23 protein-coding genes are annotated in these 24613 nt (G+C 40.0%); 18 read left to right on the forward strand and 5 right to left on the reverse strand.

All coding sequences use genetic code 11. The features are described from left to right. Positions 1-26 precede the first annotated feature (26 nt). From QE382_RS21575 to QE382_RS21590, 4 genes are all read right to left on the reverse strand, one after another. Positions 27-938: a ribonuclease Z gene (locus QE382_RS21575; protein ID WP_307187724.1), complete on the reverse strand. Its 912-nt coding sequence runs from the start codon at positions 936-938 to the stop codon at positions 27-29. Position 939: 1 nt separating this feature from the next. Next, positions 940-1320, reverse strand: a complete 381-nt coding sequence (locus QE382_RS21580) for an STAS domain-containing protein (protein WP_307187725.1) — start codon at positions 1318-1320, stop codon at positions 940-942. A 33-nt stretch (positions 1321-1353) separates the two neighbouring features. Continuing rightward, entirely contained in the window at positions 1354-2304 is a 951-nt protein-coding gene (locus tag QE382_RS21585; RefSeq protein WP_307188050.1) for a phosphoribosylaminoimidazolesuccinocarboxamide synthase, read from the reverse strand. 150 nt (positions 2305-2454) lie between these two features. Next, positions 2455-3420 carry a PhoH family protein gene (locus tag QE382_RS21590; protein ID WP_307187726.1) on the reverse strand — a complete coding sequence of 322 codons (966 nt, stop codon included), beginning with the start codon at positions 3418-3420 and terminating at the stop codon, positions 2455-2457. 352 nt (positions 3421-3772) lie between these two features. On the opposite strand from QE382_RS21590, the gene QE382_RS21595 reads away from it, so the two are divergent. The 18 genes from QE382_RS21595 (at position 3773) to QE382_RS21680 (ending at position 22113) form a co-directional block, all read left to right on the forward strand. Further along, positions 3773-4570, forward strand: coding sequence for an SAM hydrolase/SAM-dependent halogenase family protein (locus QE382_RS21595; RefSeq protein WP_307187727.1), 798 nt, complete (start codon positions 3773-3775; stop codon positions 4568-4570). A gap of 327 nt (positions 4571-4897) precedes the next feature. Next, entirely contained in the window at positions 4898-5458 is a 561-nt protein-coding gene (locus tag QE382_RS21600) for a hypothetical protein (RefSeq protein ID WP_307187728.1), read from the forward strand. 164 nt (positions 5459-5622) lie between these two features. Then, positions 5623-7458: an ABC transporter ATP-binding protein gene (locus tag QE382_RS21605; protein WP_307187729.1), complete on the forward strand. Its 1836-nt coding sequence runs from the start codon at positions 5623-5625 to the stop codon at positions 7456-7458. A 103-nt stretch (positions 7459-7561) separates the two neighbouring features. Further along, positions 7562-7960 (forward strand): hypothetical protein, encoded by a 399-nt coding sequence (locus tag QE382_RS21610; protein WP_307187730.1) that lies wholly within the window; start codon positions 7562-7564, stop codon positions 7958-7960. Between the two features lie 78 nt (positions 7961-8038). Then, positions 8039-8698 (forward strand): heme exporter protein CcmB, encoded by a 660-nt coding sequence (locus QE382_RS21615; protein WP_307187731.1) that lies wholly within the window; start codon positions 8039-8041, stop codon positions 8696-8698. 37 nt (positions 8699-8735) lie between these two features. Next, a complete protein-coding gene (gene ccsA, locus QE382_RS21620) occupies positions 8736-9401 on the forward strand; it encodes a cytochrome c biogenesis protein CcsA (protein WP_307187732.1) in 666 nt (221 codons plus the stop codon). An 86-nt stretch (positions 9402-9487) separates the two neighbouring features. After that, positions 9488-9697: a CcmD family protein gene (locus QE382_RS21625; RefSeq protein ID WP_307187733.1), complete on the forward strand. Its 210-nt coding sequence runs from the start codon at positions 9488-9490 to the stop codon at positions 9695-9697. 18 nt (positions 9698-9715) lie between these two features. Beyond that, a complete protein-coding gene (locus tag QE382_RS21630; RefSeq protein WP_307187734.1) occupies positions 9716-10699 on the forward strand; it encodes a DUF6427 family protein in 984 nt (327 codons plus the stop codon). Between the two features lie 175 nt (positions 10700-10874). Further along, the gene (gene bamG, locus QE382_RS21635; RefSeq protein ID WP_307187735.1) at positions 10875-12200 is read left to right on the forward strand and encodes a BamG family beta-barrel-assembly machinery protein; all 1326 of its coding nucleotides are present in this window, start codon (positions 10875-10877) and stop codon (positions 12198-12200) included. Next, positions 12166-12834, forward strand: a complete 669-nt coding sequence (lptC, locus tag QE382_RS21640; RefSeq protein ID WP_293879497.1) for an LPS export ABC transporter periplasmic protein LptC — start codon at positions 12166-12168, stop codon at positions 12832-12834. Before bamG ends, lptC begins: the two co-directional genes overlap by 35 nt. Positions 12835-13079: 245 nt before the next feature. Then, positions 13080-15179: a peptidylprolyl isomerase gene (locus QE382_RS21645; protein WP_307187736.1), complete on the forward strand. Its 2100-nt coding sequence runs from the start codon at positions 13080-13082 to the stop codon at positions 15177-15179. A 60-nt stretch (positions 15180-15239) separates the two neighbouring features. Continuing rightward, complete coding sequence (locus tag QE382_RS21650) at positions 15240-15761, forward strand: DUF2480 family protein (protein WP_307187737.1); 522 nt, start codon at positions 15240-15242, stop codon at positions 15759-15761. A 118-nt stretch (positions 15762-15879) separates the two neighbouring features. Then, positions 15880-16665, forward strand: coding sequence for a DUF3108 domain-containing protein (locus tag QE382_RS21655; RefSeq protein WP_209578725.1), 786 nt, complete (start codon positions 15880-15882; stop codon positions 16663-16665). A 5-nt stretch (positions 16666-16670) separates the two neighbouring features. Next, positions 16671-17237, forward strand: a complete 567-nt coding sequence (locus QE382_RS21660) for a DUF3109 family protein (protein WP_307187738.1) — start codon at positions 16671-16673, stop codon at positions 17235-17237. Between the two features lie 46 nt (positions 17238-17283). Continuing rightward, positions 17284-18255 (forward strand): polyprenyl synthetase family protein, encoded by a 972-nt coding sequence (locus QE382_RS21665; protein WP_307187739.1) that lies wholly within the window; start codon positions 17284-17286, stop codon positions 18253-18255. 1 nt (position 18256) lies between these two features. Beyond that, positions 18257-19309 carry a TerC family protein gene (locus QE382_RS21670; RefSeq protein ID WP_307187740.1) on the forward strand — a complete coding sequence of 351 codons (1053 nt, stop codon included), beginning with the start codon at positions 18257-18259 and terminating at the stop codon, positions 19307-19309. A gap of 266 nt (positions 19310-19575) precedes the next feature. Then, positions 19576-20763, forward strand: coding sequence for a C1 family peptidase (locus QE382_RS21675; protein WP_293956258.1), 1188 nt, complete (start codon positions 19576-19578; stop codon positions 20761-20763). A 111-nt stretch (positions 20764-20874) separates the two neighbouring features. Further along, entirely contained in the window at positions 20875-22113 is a 1239-nt protein-coding gene (locus QE382_RS21680) for a thioredoxin family protein (protein WP_307187741.1), read from the forward strand. A gap of 114 nt (positions 22114-22227) precedes the next feature. Here QE382_RS21680 and QE382_RS21685 read toward each other — a convergent pair whose 3' ends face one another. Then, on the reverse strand, positions 22228-24351 hold the full coding sequence (locus tag QE382_RS21685; RefSeq protein ID WP_307187742.1) for a prolyl oligopeptidase family serine peptidase: 2124 nt from the start codon (positions 24349-24351) through the stop codon (positions 22228-22230). Between the last annotated feature and the right edge of the window lie 262 nt (positions 24352-24613).

The following is a 24613-nucleotide window of genomic DNA, read 5'->3' on the forward strand; positions in this document are numbered from 1 at the left end:
AAGCAATTATTCATCGGAGCGCTTATTTATACTGAAAACCATTTCCCCTCTATCGAAAGCTCTGTATTGGGGAATACCGACCTCGCTTCTTCCAATAGTGGATTTAAATCTCTATATCGTGCTGAGTAATGCCCCAAAAGTAATTTTTTGGCATGAGTTTCTTTCGCTATCTCGCCAGCTTCAAAGGCTGTTGTATGAAATGTCTCTTTAGCACGATCCACCATATCATGCAAGAATGTAGACTCATGATACATGAGATTTGCCTTCTGAACAAAAGGGAGATAGTCTGCTGTACGTACCGTATCCGAACAATAGACATAGCTGCGCGAACGTGGTGCGGGGAGACTTAAATCATCTGCAGCATATACTTTGCCGCTTTCGTCGACATAATCCATCCCCTTTTTTATCATAGGATAATAAACGGTCGGAATATTTAAGGCCTGTACCACATCGGCAAGTAAAGTTCGTGCCCGCGGCCCCTCATCAAAGCGAAATCCCGTACAGGCAATCCGATGTCTCAGCGGGAATGTACTTACCTTTAATGTCCTATTCTCAAAAATAACACCCGGCGCGTCAGGTGAAATTGGATGAAAAACAAGATTATAGCGTAAAACTGTTTCAGAATGTAGAAACTGTAAGTCTAAAATTTCTTTTAACGCGGCAGGGCCATACAGATGGAGATCACTTTTTCTGCCGACAAGGTGCATGGATGACAGCAAACCCACCAGGCCCAAATAATGATCTCCATGTAGATGGCTAATAAATATATGTCCGATACGATTGCTCTTGATACCATATCTGCTGAGCTGCATCTGTGTGCCTTCTCCGCAATCGATCAAAAACAATTGCTCATTAAAGTTCAACACCTGGCTGGTCGGATGACGATCAAACATGGGCGTTGCCGAGCTATTTCCTAATATCAGAACTTCAAACTTCATATTAATCCTCAATCGCCCCCCGATACGCAGATTCCAGTTCGTGTGCAAAGATTAAATCCTCGGCAACCTTCAATGATGGTGCAATCTTTAGCGATTTATCTAAATGTGATACACGAACCATATCCATTAATGTAGGACAAAGATTCACCAGAATAAATATGCCACCAACCGATTGACACAACCGATGTGCGAGTACCCCTAACCGGATGCCAACTTCGTCTGTTTTTTTAACATGAATCATATCCAGCACAATATTTCGTTGTCCAATCGTATTCCGCAACAAAAACTCTCCTTTGAGTTTAGCTGCATTATCCGCATCTATCACATCGACATGTGGTTCTATGACAATATAGCGATCGTGTTTATCAATGGTATACTTCATGAGCTGATCTCCTTTATTTGAGGATACAATGTACTAATAATTTAGCGTTTTTAAGGCGTTTGCCACATTTCTTTCTACCCGTTCAAGCACATTTTCCTGTTCTGGGTAAACAAACTTTTCTCCGACAATATGTTCATATAGTTCAATATAACGTTCAGAAATGGAAGCTACAATTTCATCCGTCATTTCCGGAACAGTTTGTCCGTCTTTTCCTTGAAAACCGTTTTCGATCAACCATTTCCTTACAAACTCTTTCGATAGTTGCTTTTGTGGCTCATTTTGATCTTGGCGTTCTTGATAACCTTCGGCATAAAAATAACGCGAAGAATCCGGTGTATGAATTTCGTCAATCAACACGATTTGACCATCCTTTTTACCAAACTCATACTTCGTATCCACCAATATTAAACCGCGTTGTGCTGCAATTTCAGTTCCTCTTTGGAATAAAGCTTTTGTATATTGCTCGAGCTGAACATAGTCCTCCTCACTTACGATGCCCTTATTCAAAATATCAGCACGTGAGATGTCCTCATCGTGGCCGACCGCAGCTTTAGTTGTCGGCGTAATAATAGGTTCCGGCAACTTGTCGTTTTCCTTTAACCCTTCTGGCAATGATTCACCACAAACTTCACGTTTACCTGCCGCATATTCACGCCAGGCATGGCCGGATAAATAACCACGGATAACCATTTCCACTTTAAACGGCTCACACATTTGCCCAATTGTCACACTTGGGTCCGGAACAGATACCACCCAGTTTGGAATAATATCAGCAGTAGCCTTTAAAAATTTGGCTGCAATTTGATTCAGAACTTGCCCTTTATACGGAATAGGACGAGGAAGCACCACATCGAATGCTGAAATACGGTCGGAAGCTACCATTGCCAAATACGTATTGGCAATCGTATACACATCACGCACCTTTCCTCTGTAAAAAGCAGTCTGGTTTTCAAAATTGAAATTTGTTTCTTTTATAGCATTCATGTTCAAAGTAAAATACACCTGTAAATAATTATTATAATCTGCGAATGGCGCCTTTATGCCAGGCAGGATCATACCGCATTTATTTTATGAGCTCGCTGTACTCATTTGTTTCTAGCGGGAAAACAATACCTTTCTTTCGGCATCAGCCTATTAAATGTCGCCATATGCTTCTAATATGCGACGCACCAATTTATGGCGCACCACATCTCCGCCGCTGAGGTGAACAATATCTATCCCTTCGATATTGTCTAATAAGCGAATCGCCGTTGACAATCCCGACTGATTTTTCTTCGGCAAATCCACTTGTGTCATATCACCAGTAACAATAAATTTGGCCGTAGGCCCCATCCGCGTTAAAAACATCTTCAACTGCATATCTGTTGCATTCTGAGCTTCATCCAAAATGACAAAACAGTTGTCGAGCGTACGTCCCCGCATAAACGCCAATGGTGCCACCTCGATGGTGCGGTTTTCCAAATAACCTTTGAGTTTTTCGGCAGGAATCATATCGTCCAAGGCATCATAAAGGGGCCTCAAATAGGGATCTACTTTTTCCTTTAGATCGCCTGGAAGAAATCCCAGATTTTCTCCCGCTTCAACAGCTGGCCGCGTCAAAATGATTCTTTTAATTTCTTTATTCCGGAGTGCCCTAACAGCCAAAGCAACGGCAGTATAGGTTTTTCCCGTTCCTGCCGGTCCGATAGCAAATAAGATATCATTTTTGGAAATACTCTCTACCATCTTCCGCTGGTTGGGGGTACGTGCACGTACAATCAGACCATTAGGCCCATATACGATTGGTTCGGATCCAAAAGCAGCATTCTTGGAAGCGAGTTCCTTTTCCTGTTGAGCGGCAGAACCTGCACTTGCTCCCAGCAGATTTTCAAAATCCAACAAGGTAATGTTGTTAAATTTCTCCAAATGGGCCACAACTTCCTGAAAAGAGTGTTCAAACAGGTCCAATTCCTTCGCATCTCCTAGCACTTTCATTTCACTTCCGCGAGCTACAATCCGCAGTTTAGGGAATTGCTTCTTCAAATAATCGAAGTGCTCATTGTCTGCTCCCCACAATACGGGCAAATTCAGACCATCTAATGCAATTAGTAATTCGTTCAAATTTTATCTATTTAGAATTAATTAGATTGTAGCCATTACACAATATCATTCCTGTATAACACTATTCAAAATTAACGTATTCTAACGAAACCACCAAGAATATAGCGCGTACAAACAACGCGAATAAGAATGCGTATCTGGAGGGCAATGTCTATGGTGCAAACATGTCAATATACGTGAAATTTACGCTATGTCGGTGTATATCAACCGAAAAAAAAAGATAATCAAAATAAGTTCTCCAATTAGCTTTACAAATCACCTGATAAATAGTAATTTTGTTCTCTATTTGGATAAATTACGGGGTATATTTTACGGGAATTCGACAGCAATTCAATCTAGGATTTAGATTATAATGGCAGTAATTACATTAACAACAGACTTAGGACATAAAGATTTTTATCAAGCGGCGCTAAAAGGGAGTCTTTTAACGCAGTTATCTGATGCCAATATTGTTGATATTACTCATGAGATCCCAGCATTTAATATTCCTCGAGCCGCATTTGTATTGGGCAATGCTTATCACTATTTCCCGAAAGGAACTGTCCACATCATCGGGATCAACACCTTATTTCATGAAGAATCCAGGTATATCGGCATGAAATATAATGATCACTATTTCGTTGGAGCCGACAACGGTATCTTCAGTCTATTGTTGAATGGCAATGAACCACAAGAACTCTACGAACTCAACTTAATGCAGGATTTGCGGTATCTACATTTTCCATTAGCAGACATTCTATCTAAATCTGCCTGTCACATCGCCAAAGGGGGAAAACTAAAAGATGTCGGAACGCCAATGCAACAGCTGATTGAAAAAATGACCTTGCAGCCCATCTTTGATAAAGATATGATCAGAGGCAATGTCATTTATGTGGATGCCTTTGGCAATGCCATCACCAACATCTCCAAAGATTTATTCAATAAGGTACAGAAAGGCCGGCATTTTGTACTCTACTTCAAACGCAATGAGACCATCACCAACCTTTCCTGGCACTACAATGAAGTAGGCGAAGGAGAAAAACTGTGCTTATTCGGCATTTCCAACTATCTCGAAATCGCCATCAATAAAGGCAATGCAAGCCAGCTCCTTGGACTTCATGACGATGACTCCAACGTAATTCGCATAGAATTTAAAGATTCGGTATTATAGAACAATTAGCTAGCGTCAACCCGCGGTCATCGTTACTGGTAATCGCTTCGCTACCTGTTCGCACTTGCTTCGCCCCTTATTCGGGGCCGCTCCACGCTGCGCCCACTGACTGTCCACCTTGGGCCCACTGATTAGGTGGACAATCAGTGGGCCCAAGGTGGACCCAAGTTGGACAGGCGGTAGACAATTCCCGAACAAAGGGCGAATAGATGGCGAACGAAGGGCGAAGTGAGCTACGACCGGATTACTGCACGATAATAAAACAAAATCTTACCGCAAACGTTAGTTTTAAATTCGATATTTGATTATACAAATTGTTCAACATACATGAGATCTATAAAACTCCTTTTTCTGCTCACAATGCTATCCGGCTTCCTGAAACAAGTCAACGCTCAAACCAATCCAGATTCCAGCGCTTATGAAGTACAGCGGAGCCATGTAAACGAGCTACTCAATGCCAGGCAACAAAAGTTCGGTGCTTATGACACCAGTCTTACCAAAAAAACGGGCCTTTTTGGTCTATTTAAATCAAAAGGAGATATGCAAAAGAGTATCGATATCCTTAAAGATATTGTGATTACCGATAATAATATCTTTCTCGAAACACAAAAACTCCTTAAAATCAAAGATTTTGAGAAAGATAAATTTCAGCAGCTGGCAACAGATTATGACAAACAGGTATCTGCTTATATCGGCACCATAAGCAAGCTTCAGAAAGAAAACGAAAAATTACGTAGCCAAGTTGACAAAACATCAGGTAACGGAGGTTTAGGCAATATTCTCCTTTATATTGCTTTACTTGTGATCGGGGTCTTAGGTTATCTACTCTACACGGCCAAAGCTAAACAAACCGTGCAAAGCAAGCCTTTGCAAAACGACAAAGTATAGAATAGAATAGGCAAATACCAGTTTCAACATAATAGCCGACAAGTCAAATTAGCCCCTAGGTTATCAAAAAGTCAGCTTACTAGTAAAAATTGACTATAGTATGATAGCAAATTCCTTTTAATCTCGTTACATTTGTCCTCGCAACAAAATTTGAAGTAGCGGATATGGCAAGAGGATTCAACAGCGGTAATAAACAAGAAGAGGATCTACCAAAACCAAAATTGAATAAGGAGCTCCTATTGAGAGCTGCAAAATTATTGACCTATTTAAAACCTTATCGGTTTAAATTTGGAATAGGCATGTTTTTCTTGGTATTATCCAGTCTAGCCATGTTGGCGTTCCCAGCACTGCTTGGGGCTATGATCGATGCTGCTCAAGGGAAGCAAAAATATCTCTGGCTTCCTCCAGAAGTATATTATATCGGTGGCATTGCATTTATTATATTATCTTTTCTATCGGTCGTTTCTTTTTTTCGCATCCGTATTTTTGTTGAAATCGCAGAACGTACATTGGCTGCCCTCCGCAAGGATACTTATCTAAAACTGATTTCATTACCGATCGAATTTTTTGCCAACCGCCGAGTTGGCGAATTAAACAGCCGTCTGTCTGCAGATCTTTCGCAGATCCAGGATACCTTGACCACCACACTAGCTGAAATCCTAAGGCAGTTGATCAGCCTTTGTTTTGGTGTTTTCCTATTGGTTTGGGTATCGCCCAAACTTGCTCTCATGAACCTTTGTATTTTACCGATCATCGTTGTGGCGGCCATTATCTTTGGAAAATTTATCCGTGAACTATCCAGACAGGCCCAAGACAAAATGGCTGAATCAAACAGTATCGTTCAGGAGACTTTATTAGGCATCAGCAATGTGAAGGCTTTTGTTAACGAATATTTCGAGTTTAACCGTTATAGCAGACAGATGGATTCTGTCGTCAAACTTGCCGTTAAAGGTGCAACCTTTCGGGGTGCATTTGCTTCATTTATCATCTTCTGTATTTTTGGAGCAGTAATCGCTGTTATATGGTATGGAGCTGCACTAGTTGCTATCCACGAAATGACTGTCGGCGACCTGACGACCTACATCCTATATTCGATGTTTGTTGCAGGATCCATGGGCAGTTTTCCTGAACTCTACGCCAATATCCAACGCTCCTTAGGGGCAAGTGAACGCATTTTGGAAATTCTGGATGAGCCTCAAGAAAACCTCAATGTGAAACCGACTTGTAAAGAAGTTCACGAAATAATGACCGGCAAACTAAGCTTCAATCATGTTTCCTTTGCCTACCCAAGTCGTCCCGATATTGAAATTCTAAAAGACATCAATTTTACAGCCAATGCTGGAGATAAAATTGCCATAGTTGGACCAAGTGGAACAGGAAAATCAACAATCGCTTCATTGATCTTACAATTCTACACGGTCAATACAGGTGAAGTCTGCTACGACGACAGACCAGCATCCGATTTTGAATTATGCGATATCCGTAATCAGGTCGCTATTGTACCCCAGGATGTATTGCTGTTTGGAGGTACTATCCGCGAAAATATTGCGTATGGCAAACTCGATGCCTCAGAAGATGAAATTATAGCCGCTGCTAAACGTGCCAATGCACATCAATTTATCTTAAATTTCCCGGAAGGCTATAACACCCTCGTTGGGGAACGTGGCGTAAAACTCTCTGGCGGGCAACGCCAGCGTATTGCCATTGCCCGCGCACTGTTAAAAGACCCTGCCATTCTTATCTTAGATGAGGCCACTTCGTCACTAGATTCAGCGTCTGAGCGCCAGGTACAAGAGGCATTGGAAGAATTAATGCGCGGACGTACTTCGATTATCATTGCGCATAGATTATCTACTATTATCGATGCCGATAAAATTATCGTTGTCGAGAACGGCATCGTATCGGAAAGCGGCACCCACTTTGAGCTGCTTCAAAAAGAAAGTGGGCTCTATCAACACCTCTACAACCTCCAGTCGAAGCAGCAAAAGATTGATATGTAAAATTTTGTTAATTATTGATTCTTTTTAAACAAAATCACCCTGTGATTGTTCATTTGGTATCATACTTGATTATCATTTGAATATATAACAAAATAGAAGAATTATGAAAAATAGCAAAAATGGATTAGTGGCATTTGCTTTGGTAGGATTGGCTGCGGGAGCTGCTGCATGGTACCTTTTAGGAACTGATGACGGAAAAAAACAATTAGATCGTGCAAATGATGGCATTAAGAGCTTAACTAAGTCATTGAAAGATCTTTCTAAGAAAGAAGCTAAAAAGGCGCAAAAATTAGCCAATAAAGCTTCGTCTGAATTAGATAACTTAAAATCGAAAGCTCAGGCTGCTTTCAGCAAGGCCACAGAAGATGCGGATGCACTAAAAAACAAGGCGAAAGAAGCTGGCAGAGAAGCTTTGGAACACGCCAACGGTGCAGCTCAAAACTTGGCAGGCAAAATCGATGATACAACTGATGCTGCGAAGTCAAAAATTTCTAACGTATAAGTAAAAATAACGTCTTTTTTAGGAATTGATGTTGTTGCTCACTATCGCGGTTAAAATACATTTGTATCTTTGCTGCATATGACGCTGATGCAACAAGTAAAAACCTTAGTTCTTAAAGACATCATTCTGGAATGGCGTTCAAAATATGCTATTAACGGAATTCTACTATATGTCGTATCAACTGTTTTCGTCTGCTATCAAGCATTTAAATCAGTTGATACGACTACTTGGAATGCATTATTTTGGATCATTATGCTCTTCGCTTCGATCAATGCAATCAACAAAAGCTTCGTCCAAGAAAACCCCAATCGGCAATTCTACTACTACATGCTGGTTGACCCAAGAGCGATTATTTTAGCAAAAATTATCTACAATACCATGGTGATGACACTGCTGGCGACCATCGCCTATTTTGTGTATTCAACCATATTCAAAAACCCCATTGGCGACCCGACACTCTACTTCTTATCGGTCATGCTCGGAAGCATTAGCTTTTCAACTGTATTTACCATGATTTCTGGAATTAGCGCTAAAGCAGGAAACAACAGCACGCTAATGGCAATACTTAGTTTCCCGGCAATTATCCCCTTATTGATCGTATTAATAAAACTATCACGCAATGCTATTGAAGGTTTGGAAAGAGCTTCAAGCAGCAAAGAAATAATCGTATTACTCGCAATTAATGTAATCACCATCACTATTTCTTTGTTGTTATTTCCGTACCTTTGGCGAGATTAAATATGAGCATTGAAGACAAATTAAATTCAATATAACCATGAGAAAAAAATGGTGGAAAGTATTAGCGGTATTGATTATCTGTGGTGTTATTATCAATGGACTTTTAGGTCCTGTTCCCCGCCTATTTATCCTACATGAAAGCATACGTAATGTCTATTTTCATGTTCCGATGTGGTTTGCTATGATTTCGATGTATTTGGTTTCTGTGGTATACAGCATTAAATACCTCAACACCGGAAAACAAGCCTATGATTTAATGGCTATAGAGGCTGTAAATACGGGTATCACATTCTGCTTTTTGGGACTTGCGACGGGTATGTTATGGGCAAATATCACCTGGGGTGAACCGTGGCCAAACGACCCGAAACTAAATGGCTCTGCGATCGCAACATTGATGTATCTCGCATACCTTGTTCTCCGCAATGCATTGGAAGAAGAACAAAAAAGAGCGAAGATTTCTGCAGTATACAATATTTTTGCCTTTCCGATTATCATTGTACTTATCTATATCTTACCTAAACTAACAGATTCCCTACACCCAGGTAGTGGTGGGAATGGGACATTTGCTGATCTTCAGATGAGTAACGAGCTACGCCCGACGTTCTACAGTTCTGTCATTGGATGGATTTTAATAGCGACCTGGATCTGTACAATGCGCTATAGAATGCGTTTATTAGAGAGAAAGCAAGAATTAGGCGCATAAGTATCAAAGATTTGTATCCATAAAACACATGTTATGTTGCGCATAAAAATAGGCAACAACTCGAATAATAATTTATAGCAATAGAAATGAAAAAAATAGCATTGTCAATCGTCTTACTCATGTTATCGACCCTGAGTACATTTGCGCAAGAAGATGTCGATATGGCGACCGGATTGCGTAGCGAAGGAAAAATCTACGTCGTAGTATTGGTCATGTTGGTCATTTTTCTGGGCTTGGCTTTCTTCCTTTTTCTGCTTGACCGTCGCATTAGCAAATTGGAAAAAAAGAATACATAGTAGCTATCTATCAAGATCATGATTATTAGTCAGTTTAGGAATTATTCACCCATTAATATTGTATTTCTATCGCTCGTAGGCTTTGTGCTATGTTTAGGGATTTTTTTGCACCTTCCGGATAAACTTGACTCTGTAATTTTTGAACCGGCATTAGGCAATTTATTGGGAGAAAACAACTTAATCAACCTTTCTCCTGCCACCAATGTTTTTATCACGCTGATCTTGACGATCTTCCAGGCGACAATACTCAATCGCATTACAAGCCATTTTAACTTACTCGGGAAACCGAGCTTTCTGGTCGCTTTGATGTATATGACATTGGCCAGCTTGTTTTTACCATTTTTGGTGCTGTCTCCAACGCTGATCTGTAATTTTATTTCGATATGGATGTTAAGCAAGTTGCTCTCCCTCTATCGGCAGACGGATGTTAAAGCCGAAATGTTTGATCTGGGTATGATTGTAGGCATCGGAAGCTTGGTTTACTTTCCATTCTTGAGTATGTTTGGCTTATTATGGATAGGCCTACTCATTTTCAGGCCGTTCAACTGGCGCGAATGGATCACCCCACTCCTTGGCTTGGCCACGGTGTATTTTATCTTGGCGGTAATCTATCTTTGGATGGGCAAAATGCAGCAGTTTTATACGATTTGGCTGCCGTTTACGTACAAATTTCCTACGGCTATCCGTATTCAATTGGTCGACTATCTGGTACTCGTGCCGGTCTTTTTTACTTTAATACTCTTCTTAATGGTCTTAAAAGATAACTTTTTTAAAAGTGTCGTGCATATCCGCAAGTCATTTCAATTATTGTTCTTTATGTTATGCCTGGCGGTAGTGTCGTTCTACTGGAATAAAAAACTAACAGAAGCCCATTTTTTACTTTGTGCACCTTCTATCGCCATCTATATGGCTTATTATTTCACTTATGCCAAAAAGAAATGGTTTTTTGAGGTCGTATACGCCATTATAACACTCACTATAATCTACTTTCAGTTTTTCTAAGCCACTGTACAATAAGCGTTTAACCTTTTTTAACAAAATCGGCTTAACAAGCTCGCAAAAATTGAATAGTTTTGTATGCGATTAAAAGCAAAAAACATTTAATATCAGAGTCAAATAACTCGAAAATTTCACTAAAACTAAATAAACATTAGTTTCTCAATTTTATAGATTGACCATGCAGAAACGCTTTACAAGCTCTCTAAAAAATAAATCACTCCAACTGTTGTTAGCAGGGGGAATTTTAGCTAGTTCTACTACCGCATTTGCCCAAAAAACGACATCCGCATCACCCTACTCTCAATTTGGACTTGGTCAGATGCGAGAGGATTTATTGCCACAATATAGAGGTATGGGGGGGGTGAATACTGCTATTCGAAGAATCAATGGCGTATACAACACCAACCCGAGCAATCCTGCATCTTACTCTGCCACACAGTTCACCACCTTTGATGCTGGTCTATATGGCAATTACACGCAATTAAATTCGACAACCAGATCAGATAACACGGCTGACTTTGCCTTTAGCCACATCACCATGACTTTCCCCATGAAACGATTCGGAGGGATCAGTTTGGGTATTCTTCCCTACTCCGATATTGGTTATCGGACATCTTCAACGGGAACTTCAAATGCGGATCCTTACACAAAAGTTTTCACCGGCGAAGGTGGTTTAACAAAAGCCTATGCTGGTTGGGGGGTACGCATCGTGAAAGGCCTGAGTATCGGTGCCAACATGTCTTATCTATTTGGAACCTTAAATGATTATAGCCGTGTAGAATTTCTCCCTTCATCGGGAGCATTGAATACCCAGCAACAGAATAAACGCGAAATACAAGGTATTATCTTTGATTATGGTTTACAATACGAGCAACCATTAAATAAGGAATATTCGCTGACCTTTGGTTACTCCGGTTCATTGAATAATGATATTAAAGAGAGAACAACAATATTTAATACAAGAACTACCCCTTCTTCCGATCCGGACAACCAAAATATCCCGTTGGACAGTACCTTTATTTCTGACCGCAGTAGCAGACATTTGACCCTTCCACTGAAGCATAATGTCGGTATCACGCTTGCGCGTAGCAACCGCTGGTTAGTTGGTGCTGATTTTAAATACGCAGATTGGTCGAGATTTCAGACTAGAAAAGGAGAAAATGAGCTTCGCAAGAATTACGGCGTAGCGATTGGCGGTCAAATTACCCCCGATGTCACTTCGCTTAGGTATTTGAACCGAGTAGATTATCGGCTTGGATTTAGATATAACCAAACACAATATTTCCTAAGTAACCAAAATATCAACGATATGGCTGTTACTGTTGGTGTTGGTTTTCCATTTGCAAGAAATCAATTTTCGGGAGCTTTCTCTAAAATAAACTTTTCGGCAGAATTTGGGCAAATGGGCAAAATCAGCAATAGCCTCTTACGTGAACGTTATATTAACTTTAATATAGGCTTTACCTTAAATGACCGCTGGTTTAGAAGAACACAATTTGATTAATCCGATGGTACGCAAGACATTTGCTTCAACCATAATCCAAAATATATCGCCCCTAGTAATCGTATCTTTACTAGGGGCGCTCTCATTGACCTCGTGTGAACCTGATTTAAAAGAGGTCGACCGGATTGCCAACATGAAAAAGGAAGAGGCGGTCGACATCTCACGTCATGTAGACATCATCTACAGTGATTCGACTCGGGTAAAAGCCAATCTTACAGCGCCAGAAATGCGTATCAAACACGATAGTACCGAAGTATATGAATTTCCCAAAAGCATAAAAATCATCTTTTATGATGACAATTTAAAGGAAACTCAGCGCATCACCTCCGACCACGCCATCCGTAGGGAAAAAGAAAAGACGACCACTTTCACAAAAAATGTTGTAGTAACGATGGCTGACGGATCTATCATCAAAACTGAAGAAATCATCTATGACGAAAGTCAAGTTGATAGCAACAGCAACAGGATATTTTATAATCACGTTCCGATAACGGCTTTCTTTCGCGATAATCGGGGTAACTTACAGGGGTCATCATTTACTTCTGATAAAGATTTCAAACATGTCAATATAGCAAATGCCACTGGCTACACCATTATTACCAACAACAATCTATTCCCTTCTTTGGGAAAATAATCGGGTTCAACCCTAGCCTATCGATCGTTTGATTGTACAATTAACTCTTTTATAACGAATCTATTAAACAAAAAAGAAAGAAAAAACTCCAGTTTATACAATTATTTTTCAAATTTGTTTTGCTACATTCAGGAAAATATTCCATTTTTTTTTATAAAAATTGTATCTTGCACCGCATTTTGCTATGCTATGCATAAATTAACGAAATACAAGTATTTACACAATATAAACACAATAAGCAGACTATGGGATTAATGGGCTTTTTGCGTAACAAAGCGGGTGTCATCTTGACCGCAGCTATGGCTATCGCAATTTTAGCATTTTTACTAGGCGATGTCGTTCGGGGAGGAGCTCCTTTTTGGGCGAGACATCAAAATCGTGTAGGGGAAGTCAACGGAACTGAAATTGAATATCCTGCGTTCAATCAACAAGTTGAACAAACAGAAGAAATGTTCAAACAACAAATGGGAGGTGCAGTAACTCCTCAAATGAGAACATACGCTGTTCAACAAGTGTGGAATCAATTTTTGTCAAGAGAGATCTTGAAAAAAGAGATTGAAAAAATCGGTTTGACTGTCGGTAAAGAAGAGTTAAATGATTTAGTAAAAGGGCCAAATCCTTCACCTCAAATCGTTCAAGCTTTTACTAACCCACAAACGGGACAGTTTGACCATAGTCAATTGATGACCTTCTTAGGACAGGTAAATAATAATCCTGCTGTCTACGACCAATGGAATACCTTACTTGAAGGCGTCAGAGATGAACGTTTAAGCAGCAAATATGGCGAGTTGCTTTCCAATAGCGTATACGTTACTTCATTGGAAGCAAACGAAGAATACCAAGAGCGCAATAAATTGGCAAACTTCAAATACATTCTTTTGGATTATGCTTCTGTCAAAGACGCAGATGCTAAATTGACGGATGCTGATTACCAAGAATATTATGATGAACATAAAAACATGTTCAAAACGCAAGAGGAAACTCGTGCAATTCAATATGTAACTGTAGATGCAAAACCTCTTGCTAAAGATTCTTTGGCGGTAAAAGAGACCATCAACAAATTGAAACAGGATTTAATTGTTGCCAAAGACGACTCTTTGTTTGCTTCGATCAATTCAGACAACAAATATCCGTTCACGTATGTGAAAAAAGGACAGTTGAGCCCTTCTTTAGATTCCGTTGTATTCAATGTGGCTGCTGGCACGACAGTCGGACCTTTTTTAAACAACAATGCGTATGAAATTGCAAAAGTTGTTTCTACGACCGTAAGTCCTGACTCCGTAAAAGCTTCTCATATCTTATTGGATCCTGCAGCTGAAGGTGGCGTTGATAAAGCCTTGGCGAAAGCAGATTCTATCAAAGGATTGATTCAAAAAGGAGACAATTTTGCTGCTTTAGCCGTTCAGTTCAGCAAAGATCCCGAAAGCAAAACAAATGGTGGCGAACTAGGGACATTCACAAGAGGTCGTATGGTTCCTGAGTTTGAGAATGCCGTATTCGAAGGAAAAACGGGTGATATCAAAGTTGTAAAATCTCAATTTGGCGTGCATGTCATTAAAATTGAGAAACAATCAGGTAGCTCAAAATATGCGAAAGTTGCCATCATTGATAAAGTGATCAGCAGTGGAAAAGAAACGTTGAACAATGCGCATAGCAAAGCAACAGCATTCTTATCTGCCGCTACAGCACAGAACTTTGCTCAAGAAGCCAAAAAACTTGGTCTGGAAGCAAAAACAGCTTCACGCGTAACAGCGATGGACAATGTATTAGATGGTAATGAAGCGCCGCGTGATTTAATTAAATGGGCTTTTGATGCTAAAAAAGGTGATATCTCGGACAAAGTATTTGAGACTGAAACTTCTTACATCTTAGCAAGTTTGGTTGATATACAACCTAAAGGAACGCTTTCTTTGGAAGCCGTTAAAAAAGATATCGAGCCTGCAGTAAGAAATATGGTTAAAGCGAAGATTTTGAAAGAGAAATTTGGCAAAGCTTTAGCAGGTGCATCTTCTATCGATCAGGTTGCTCAAAAAGTGGGTAAATCAGCTATTCACGTTGAGAATGTTGTCTTCGCAAACCCAGTTATCCCTGGCGTTGCATTGGAAAACAAGGTTGTAGGAACAGTTTTTGGACTTCAACCAAACAAACCTTCCAAAGCGATTGAAGGAAGTACAGGTGTATATGTAGTACAGGTAAACGGCTTTACCAATCCTGCCGCTATTTCCGATATCAATGGACAAAAGAAACAAATGCTTGCAGCTAAAGCACAACGCGCTTGGGGATCTATTTTCCGTGCATTACAAGACAAAGCTGAAATCATTGACAATAGAGTGAAATTCTTTTAAAAGATTTTTAAGTAAATTTGTAGCCGGACGAATTATCGTCCGGCTTTTTTTTGATGTAATATGGATATTCAAACAAATATTGTCAACAAAGTTGCGCAAAGTGGGTTAGTCACAGTCGACTTGGCCAACTATCATCCTCAAGCAGACAATGTGGTATATGATATTAAGGATAATCTCTTCCATGGCTTGATCCTTAAAGAAAAGGATTTCCGCGAGTTCATTAAGACAAACGACTGGTCGCAATACGCGGATAAACATGTAGCCATTACTTGTAGTGCAGATGCCATTGTGCCCACCTGGGCTTACATGTTATTGGCCAATAAATTGGAACCGTATGCAGCAACAATCATCTTCGGAGACGCGGATGAACTATTACGTATGCAGTATGCTGCGGCTATTGAACAGATTGACATGGAACAATTTCGGGATCAGCGTGTCGTTGTAAAGGGCTGTGGCGACACCTTTATTCCAGAATCCATATTTGTGCTGTTTACGGTAAAACTTAGCAAGGTGGCAAAAAGCATTATGTATGGTGAGCCTTGTTCTACCGTACCTGTATTTAAACGAGTACAGCCTAAGTAATCCAATCACACCGATCTATAAGTCATTGTCTATGAACGTCTCATTTAATGCCAAAAGTTAAATTTATTTGAATGAAATTAACATTTCTTTTTCAAACAAATTTCGTAAACTTACCTATATGAAACTTATATCGACTTTGCTCTTTTACTTATCCGTGGTAGTAAGTACTGCTTTTGCTCAAGAATTACCGCATCTTAAAGAATCTGCGTTTAAAGGCGGTGAGAAATTAAAGTATAAACTCCGCTATGGTTTTATTTCCGCCGCAACTGGAACATTAACTGTTGAAGATACAAAGGATGGAACTGGAAACCCTTCCTTTCATTTATATGCTGCAGGTAAGACAGCAGGTGCCTTTGCGATATATACGGTACGCAATGAATACAATTCGTATATTAACAGTAAAACATTTTTACCCTATTATTATACCGAAAACATTCGCGAAGGAGGGTACAGAAGAAATGATAAGGTACGCTTTAACCAAGCGACAAATACCGTTGTCGGTAATAAAGGAACATTTAATTCGAAGGTTGATCAGACTTTTGACTTGCTTTCCTCCTACTATTTTGCGCGCAACCTGGATCTGTCAACGGTTAAACCGGGGGAATCTTTTAAGCTGACTTATTTTCTGAATGATGAGATTGCGACCTTAGGCATACAATATATTGGAATAGAAAAGATAAAAACAGAATTAGGCACATTAGAATGCCTCAAATTCAGTCCCGAAATCAAACCGGGACGGATATTTAAAAAAAATAGCAAGCTTTATTTGTGGGTAACCAATGATGGCAACCGTATTCCGGTCAAAGCCAATGTAGATATTTTAATCGGTTCAGTAACATTAGAATTACTGGAAGCAAGTGGATTAAAGTACAAATTGGGACAACGAGCAAGCTACTCAAAATAATTAGAATGATTGAAGTAGGAAATGTATTGGTACACGAAGATCTCATCAACAATGACTTTGTGTGCAATTTGTCAAAGTGCAAAGGAATCTGTTGTATAGAAGGCGACTCAGGCGCGCCTTTATTGGAAAGTGAAAAGGCCATCTTGGAGGAGATTTATCCTAAAGTAAAGCCCTATATGACAGCGAAAGGTATTGAAGCGATTGAGGAGCAAGGCAAATATGTGATTGATGTCGATGGTGATCTGACGACTACCTGTGTCGATGGCAATAAAGAGTGCGCCTATGTGACCTGGGAAAATGGCATTACAAAATGTGCTATTGAAAAAGCTTACGAACTTGGCGAGATCCATTGGCGTAAACCTGTATCATGTCACCTATACCCTATACGGACAACACATTATCCCGAATTTGACGTGCTTCACTATGACCGTTGGCATATCTGTAAAGATGCCTGTTCATTCGGTAAAGAATTGCAGGTCCCTGTATTTAAGTTTTTAAAAGATCCACTGATCCGCACCTACGGTGAGGAATGGTACAAAAATCTGGAGAGAGCAGCCGAAGAGTTGTCATAAAATCACTATCTTTAAGCTTTACTATTTTGGTATTTCACCCTAATTCATGTCAAAATTAAGAGAGATTCAACGTCCTATTGTCCATGAACTTGAAGCTTTTGAGAAAAAATTCAAAGCTTCGATGAAAAGCTCCGTCCCCTTGTTGGATCGCATCACACAATACTTGATCAAACGTAAAGGCAAACAAATGCGGCCGATGTTTGTGTTCTTTTCAGCGGGCATATGTAACGGAATTAATGAATCCACATACCGAGGTGCTGCTCTTGTGGAGTTGTTGCACACGGCCTCTTTGGTACACGACGATGTGGTGGACAATGCCTACGAACGTCGTGGTTTTTTTTCGATCAATGCACTATGGAAAAATAAAATTGCTGTTTTGGTGGGTGATTTTCTATTGTCAAGAGGTTTACTCCTTTCTGTAAAACATCAGGATTATCACTTACTCAAAATTGTCTCTGAAGCTGTTGAACAGATGAGCGAAGGGGAATTGCTTCAGATCGAAAAGGCCCGTAAACTGGATATTGAAGAGTCTATTTATTTTGAAGTGATCCGAAAAAAAACGGCCTCCCTAATCGCTTCTTGCTGTGCTTGCGGAGCAGCTTCGTCAAATGCAGATCAGGGAACAGTAAATAAACTTCATCAATTTGGTGAAAAAATTGGAATTGCATTCCAGATCAAAGACGATTTGTTTGACTTTGGTTTAGATGACGTCGGCAAACCGCTCGGCAATGATATCAAAGAGAAGAAAATAACTTTACCGCTTATTTATGCATTACATCAAGTTACTGCAAGCGAAAAACGAAGAATCATTAATTTAGTTAAAAACCACAATGAGGATGCTCAAAAAGTTGCTGAAGTCATTGATTTTGTGCGCAAGAGTGGTGGGTTAGCATACGCGACAAATAAGATGCTGGAATACCAACAAGATGCATTTCGAATATTGGAAGACTTTCCAGACAGCGAATACAAAGCCGGATTGGAACAATTGGTAAAATACACAACAGAAAGAAAAAAATAAAATGAGTCACGAATTAATGTTTTTTGGTGGGTTCCTCATCTTTATTGCACTGATGCTTGCAATAGATCTTGGGTTATTTTCTAAAGGCGACAAACCTGTCAGCCTGAAGATGGCGAGTATTATGAGTGCCATTTGGGTCTTATTCTCTTTAGGCTTCTATTGGCTGCTACGTCACTATGGATTTGAACTGCACAATATCCATGATTTGAATCACCTCCAAGAGGTCATCGCCAAGCACCACCACGATATTAAAATTATTCCCGGCGATCTAGCGGCCAGTCTCGATGTCTATAATAAGAATCTTGGCCTGGAATATCTTACCGGTTATGTTGTGGAATACGCCTTGTCAGTAGATAATATCTTTGTGATGGTCTTACTGTTTACCTCTTTCGGTATTCCAGAGCGTTATTATCATAAAGTTTTGGTTTGGGGTATTTTGGGCGCAATCATTATGCGTTTCCTATTTATATTCCTTGGTGCCACCCTTATTGCTAAGTTTGGCTGGATTCTTTATGTTTTTGGCGCTTTCCTAGTCTTTACAGGTGTCAAAATGTTTATTAACCGCAACCAGGAAGAGGAAGTCGATCCACAGAATCACCCAGTCGTTAAATTCGCTTCCCGCTACTTTAAAGTAACTCCGAAATTAGATGGTGGGCACTTTTTCCATGTCGAGAACGGTGTAAAATACATGACTCCGCTCTTTCTTGTATTGCTGGTGATTGAATTTACCGATCTTATTTTCGCAGTGGATTCTATTCCTGCGATTTTCTCCGTTACCAAAGACCCCTACGTCGTATTTTTTTCGAACATTTTTGCGATTCTAGGCTTACGGTCAATGTTTTTCCTATTGGTCAATATCATACACAAGTTCCAATACCTCAAAGTAGGTTTAGCCTTTTTACTGGTCTTCATTGGACTAAAGATGCTGCTACACCATTGGTTGGCTGAAGTTGGCTTTACGACAACACATTCACTGATTGTGATTATCGGTATCCTCGCTTTAAGCATTATTGCTTCGCTGCTTTTTCCAAAAAAGTCCTCCATCACGGATTAGGCGAAACAGACTGAAAAACTATGCTAATCGTTGTAAAATGTTGCAGCAATGGCCAGCACATGATAGACTAAACACGATATAATGGTCAGAATGAAAATTCTGACCATTTCTATTGAACCTGAGGAAACTGTCATCATTTCTTTGCCTAGCAGTACATTAAGATAGAAATTAAAGATTTTTCAGCACAATTATTTTACAGAGGAATTGATCTTACTCAATTTTATTTATTTATTTTAGCACCACATTAAATTAACAACATACTAACTATGAATTGGAATAAAACGATTGTACTAGCCGCTTCACTTTTTGCAGCGTCTTTCCAAGTACAAGCACAAGACAATTTGATCAATGCGCTAAAAGCAAATCAAAATGACAATAGCAAATCTGGATTTACCTTTACTGAAGTCATTAATCTAGGCAATACATCCATCAAAAATCAAGGTTCATCAGGTACTTGTTGGTCTTATTCAGGTAATTCTTTTCTAGAGTCTGAGATGATTCGTATGGGTAAAAAACCAGTTGAAATATCCCAGATTTACACTGCGCGGAACACATACTTAGACAAAGCACGTACCTATGTACGCCTTCATGGTGGATTGTCTTTGGGCGAGGGCGGTCAATTTCATGATGTTTTGAACTCCTTTCGTAAATACGGGACAATGCCACAATCTGCGTATACAGGTCTCCACTACGGCACTACCCGTAACAACTTTGGCGAAATGACTTCTATGTTGGACGCTATGTTGGGGGCAGTAGTGAAGGGCAAAACATTGACACCAAACTGGGAGAAAGCCTATACCGCTGCCATGGATTCTTACCTTGGAGAGGTTCCTGAGAAATTTGACTATAACGGTAAATCCTACACACCACGTACCTTTGCAGATCAGGTAATCGGTATCAATCCAGACGACTATGTCGGTATTGCTTCCGTAACCGATCATCCGTATTACAGCCAGTTCGTATTGCTGATTCCAGACAACTGGTCATTCGACCGTTTTTACAACGTTAAAATGAACGATTTAACGGATATCATTGACAACGCTTTACAAAAGGGTTATACCGTGGCTTGGGCAACTGACGTGTCTGAAAAAGGTTTCTCCTGGAAAAACGGGGTTGCTTATGTACCTGAAAAACCTTTCGAGGAAATGACAGAGCAAGAGAAATCAACCATGTTCGTGGGTCCTAAACCGGAATTAAAAGTTACAGCCGAAGAAAGACAAAAAGCTTTTGACAACTGGCAAACAACTGATGACCATGGTATGCACATTGTCGGTCTTGTGAAAGATCAAAACGGAAAAGAATATTACATCGTTAAAAATTCTTGGGGCACAACAAATGACTACCACGGTTACTTATATGCCACAAAAGAATTTGTACGTTATAAAACAACTTCTTTGATGTTACACAAAGACGGCCTAACAAAAGATTTAAAGGCTAAGATAAATATCAAATAGACGATTTATCAATCCGCAAAAACACCTCTGAAATTAAAACATCGGAGGTGTTTTTGTTTTCAGATTAATTTGATAACTTAAGCATAATTATGAATCTTTTGTTGAGTGAGTATGAGAAGTATAATCGCATTGTGCCTTACGATTTTATTCGGGAATTTGGCTCATGCCCAGACTAAGGGTGTGAAATTTATAAATGGATTGAGTTGGAAACAAGTAAAGGAGCGCGCAGAAGCCGAAAACAAATTTATCTTAATGGAGCTATTTGCGACCTGGTGTGGTCCATGCCAATACATGAGTAATGAAATCTTTCCGCTAGAACAGGTTGGGCAGCCCATCAATCAAAACTTTATGAGTGTTAGGGTACAAATGGATTCCACAGAATCTGATAATACCAACGTCAAAAAATGGTATGCCGATGCGCGTGCTATTTCCAATGAATACAATATTCAATCGTTTCCCACATTTCTTATTTTTAATCCCAATGGACAAGCTGTACACCGCATTGTTGGAGCAAGCGATGCGCCTGAATTTGTCGGCCATGTAATGGATGGGCTAAATCCCGAAACACAGTATTACACCCTGTTAAAAAAATTCGATAAAAGACCGCAGGATATCTACACGGCAAAGCAGATGCTAAAAGCAGCGAATATCGCCTACGATGAAAACACTGCGCGCAAGGCGGAAAATACATTAGCAAATTCATTAGGAACAGATGAGTTGTTCAAAAAGGAGAACGTGCATATTCTATTGGCTGCAGCAAAATTTACCAATTCGAAAGCTTTTAATCTGATCCGGAACAATAAAGAAAAAATTGATATCCTATTGGAGTCACCCGGTATTGCCAACCGTACGCTGGCAAATGTTGTTGTCAACGAATTATTCCAGATTAAAATAGATGCCAAGCACGAACCTAATTGGGATAGTTATCAAAATGAACTGACAGCAAAATATCCGGACATCGATTTCGTTCCGATGTTCAAGAAGATTAGAGCACACTATTACCTTCAGGTGAAAAATTATGTGGCGATGAAAAATACCATTAATGATTATCTTTCATCAGAAGATTTTACGCCACATCAATTAAACACTTTTGCCTGGACTATCTTTAACAACAGCAGCGATCCGGCCTGTATCGAATCCGCACTAAGCTGGAGCAAAAAATCGATCATTGAAGATCCGAGCAGCGCATTCTTGGACACCTACTCCAATCTACTCTACAAAAAAGGTGAAAAAGAAAAAGCGATAAAGTGGCAAAATAAAGCCGTGGAAATGGCCAGTGAGGACGATCGTCCAATCTATCAAGAGACGCTTGAAAAGATGATCAAAGGAATAAAAACTTGGGAAAACTAAATGAAAACATAAGCGGCTATCCTGATTGTCAATAAAAAAAAAAGTCCCGATCCTTAATTGGATCGGGACTTTTACATAGCTATAGACCTCATATTGAAGCTTCAAGCTGTTGGGCTACTTTAATGCCTTTATTCCCATGTTCCAAAGCGCAAAAGCATACTTATCCACCGTACTATTGATCAGAACATCTGTAGACCTTCCAGCACCATGACCCGCTTTGGTCTCAATACGGATCAATACAGGATTATCACACGCTTGCTTTGCCTGCAGCTCCGAAGCAAACTTATAGGAATGCGCCGGCACCACACGATCATCATGATCTCCGGTTAAGACCATTGTTGCCGGGTAACAAACGCCAGATTTCACATTATGCACCGGAGAATACGCTTTCAGATAATCAAACATTTCTTTGCTATCACTGACCGTACCATAATCATAGGACCAACCTGCGCCCGCCGTGAAAGTATGGTAACGCAACATATCCAAAACACCAACCTCTGGAAGAGCCACTTTGGCAATTTTGGGATCGATTGTCATTGTCGCCCCAACAAGCAAGCCACCATTGGATCCCCCGTTTAAAGCGGTATACTCCGGTGATGTATACCCATTCTCCTGCAGGTAACGGGCTGCTGCAATAAAATCATGAAAGACATTCAATTTGTTGAACTGCCTGCCGCCATCATGCCATTTCTGACCATATTCGCCGCCTCCACGGAGATTCGGAACAGCATAAACACCACCATTTGCTAACCACACCGCAACGGAAGTACTGAAGCCAGGGGTTAAGCTGATATTAAAGCCGCCATAACCATACACAATCGTCGGGTTTTTACCGTTCAGAGCGATCCCCTTTTTGTAGGTAATAATCATCGGAACTTTTGTGCCGTCTTTCGATGTGTAGAACACCTGTTTGGATTCATACTGATCCGAGTCAAACTTTACTTTAGGCTTGATATAAAGTGTAGAGCTTCCAGAATTTACGTCAAACTTATAGCTCGAAGACGGTGTAATGTAATTTGAAAAACCAAAATAGATCTCTTTTTCTGTCTTTTTACCCGAAAAGCCACTCGCTGTACCAATGCCAGGCAATTCTATTTGTCGGATCTTCTTACCGGTATAATCGTATTGGATCACGACAGAAACGGCATCCTTCAGATAATTTGCAAAAAGATATCCCCCTCCAGTACTGATCGAAAGGACATTTTCAGTCTCCGGAATAACATCCTTCCAGTTCTCCTTTGCAGGATTCTTCAAATCCACTTTAACCAAACGGTTGTTGGCAGCCTTATAATTTGTCTCCAATAAGAAACTGTCCCCAATATTGTCAACGACACCTGTATTGGCATCAAAATGGTCCTGCAAGCAAACAATTTTGCTATTCGGCTGCTTAAGATCCTGATAATACAGTTCATTTCCCGTCGTCGTATTTGCTGCGGAGATAATTAGGTACCGTTGATCATCTGTCAATGAAGCTCCTACATAACGCCTTGGTGTTGCAGAACCTCCAAAAATCAATTTATCGTCAGACTGTGCGGTGTTGAGTTTATGGTAAAATAATTTATGTTGGTCTGTTTTTTCAGAAAGCTCAGACCCCTTTGGCTTATCGTAGCTTGAATAATAAAACCCGTCATTTCCTTTCCAAGCGATACCGGAAAATTTAACATCTACGAGGGGATCCCCCACAGGTGACTTATCTTTGGCATTCAGTACAATGACTTTCCGCCAGTCCGATCCGCCTTCAGAAATAGAATAGGCGATCAGGCTACCATCTTTAGAAAATGAAACGTCCGCTAATGAAGTCGATCCATCTTTCGAAAAGGTATTTGGATCCAAGAAAACTTCCTCTGTCCCTTTCTCCCCTAGTTTACGATAAAGCACCGCATGCTGCTGTAAGCCATTATTTTTAAAAAAATAAGTATAGCCACCTTCCTTAAAAGGTGTTCCTATTTTTTCATAATTCCATATTTCTGTTAATTGATCTTTCAGTTTTGTGCGGAACGGGATTGCATTCAAATAGTCAAATGTGACCTTATTCTCAGCCTCTACCCAGGTTTTTGTTTCCGCTGAACGATCATCTTCCAGCCAGCGATAGGGGTCCGCAATCTTTTCTCCCCAAAATTCATCCACAACGGTTCCTTTCGTTGTCGTGGGATATGTTAACCGTTGTCCATAACCAGTTGTCGCTGTACCTGCCATACCTATCATCATGAGGATAAGACCAAAATTTTTCTTTTTCATAAAATCGTATACTTGTTTCAACTAACCTAAGTTCAATTCACCTAGTATCTGAATATTTGAGTTGAATATAAACAAATTTATCGACCTCCTATGCTTCTCAGCCTGTATTTATCTTGGAAAGCTTACCTTAAAAAGCGCAAATTTATCCTTACCCGACGACCAAAATATGGTGCTTAAAGTGCTACAACGAGATCGCTGTCCGATTATCAGCGATAGCGCAATCGAGAAAACATCCAACAGCAGTTGCAAATTTCTTCGCAGC

The organism is Sphingobacterium zeae (assembly GCF_030818895.1).
In the GTDB taxonomy this organism is placed as follows: domain Bacteria; phylum Bacteroidota; class Bacteroidia; order Sphingobacteriales; family Sphingobacteriaceae; genus Sphingobacterium; species Sphingobacterium zeae.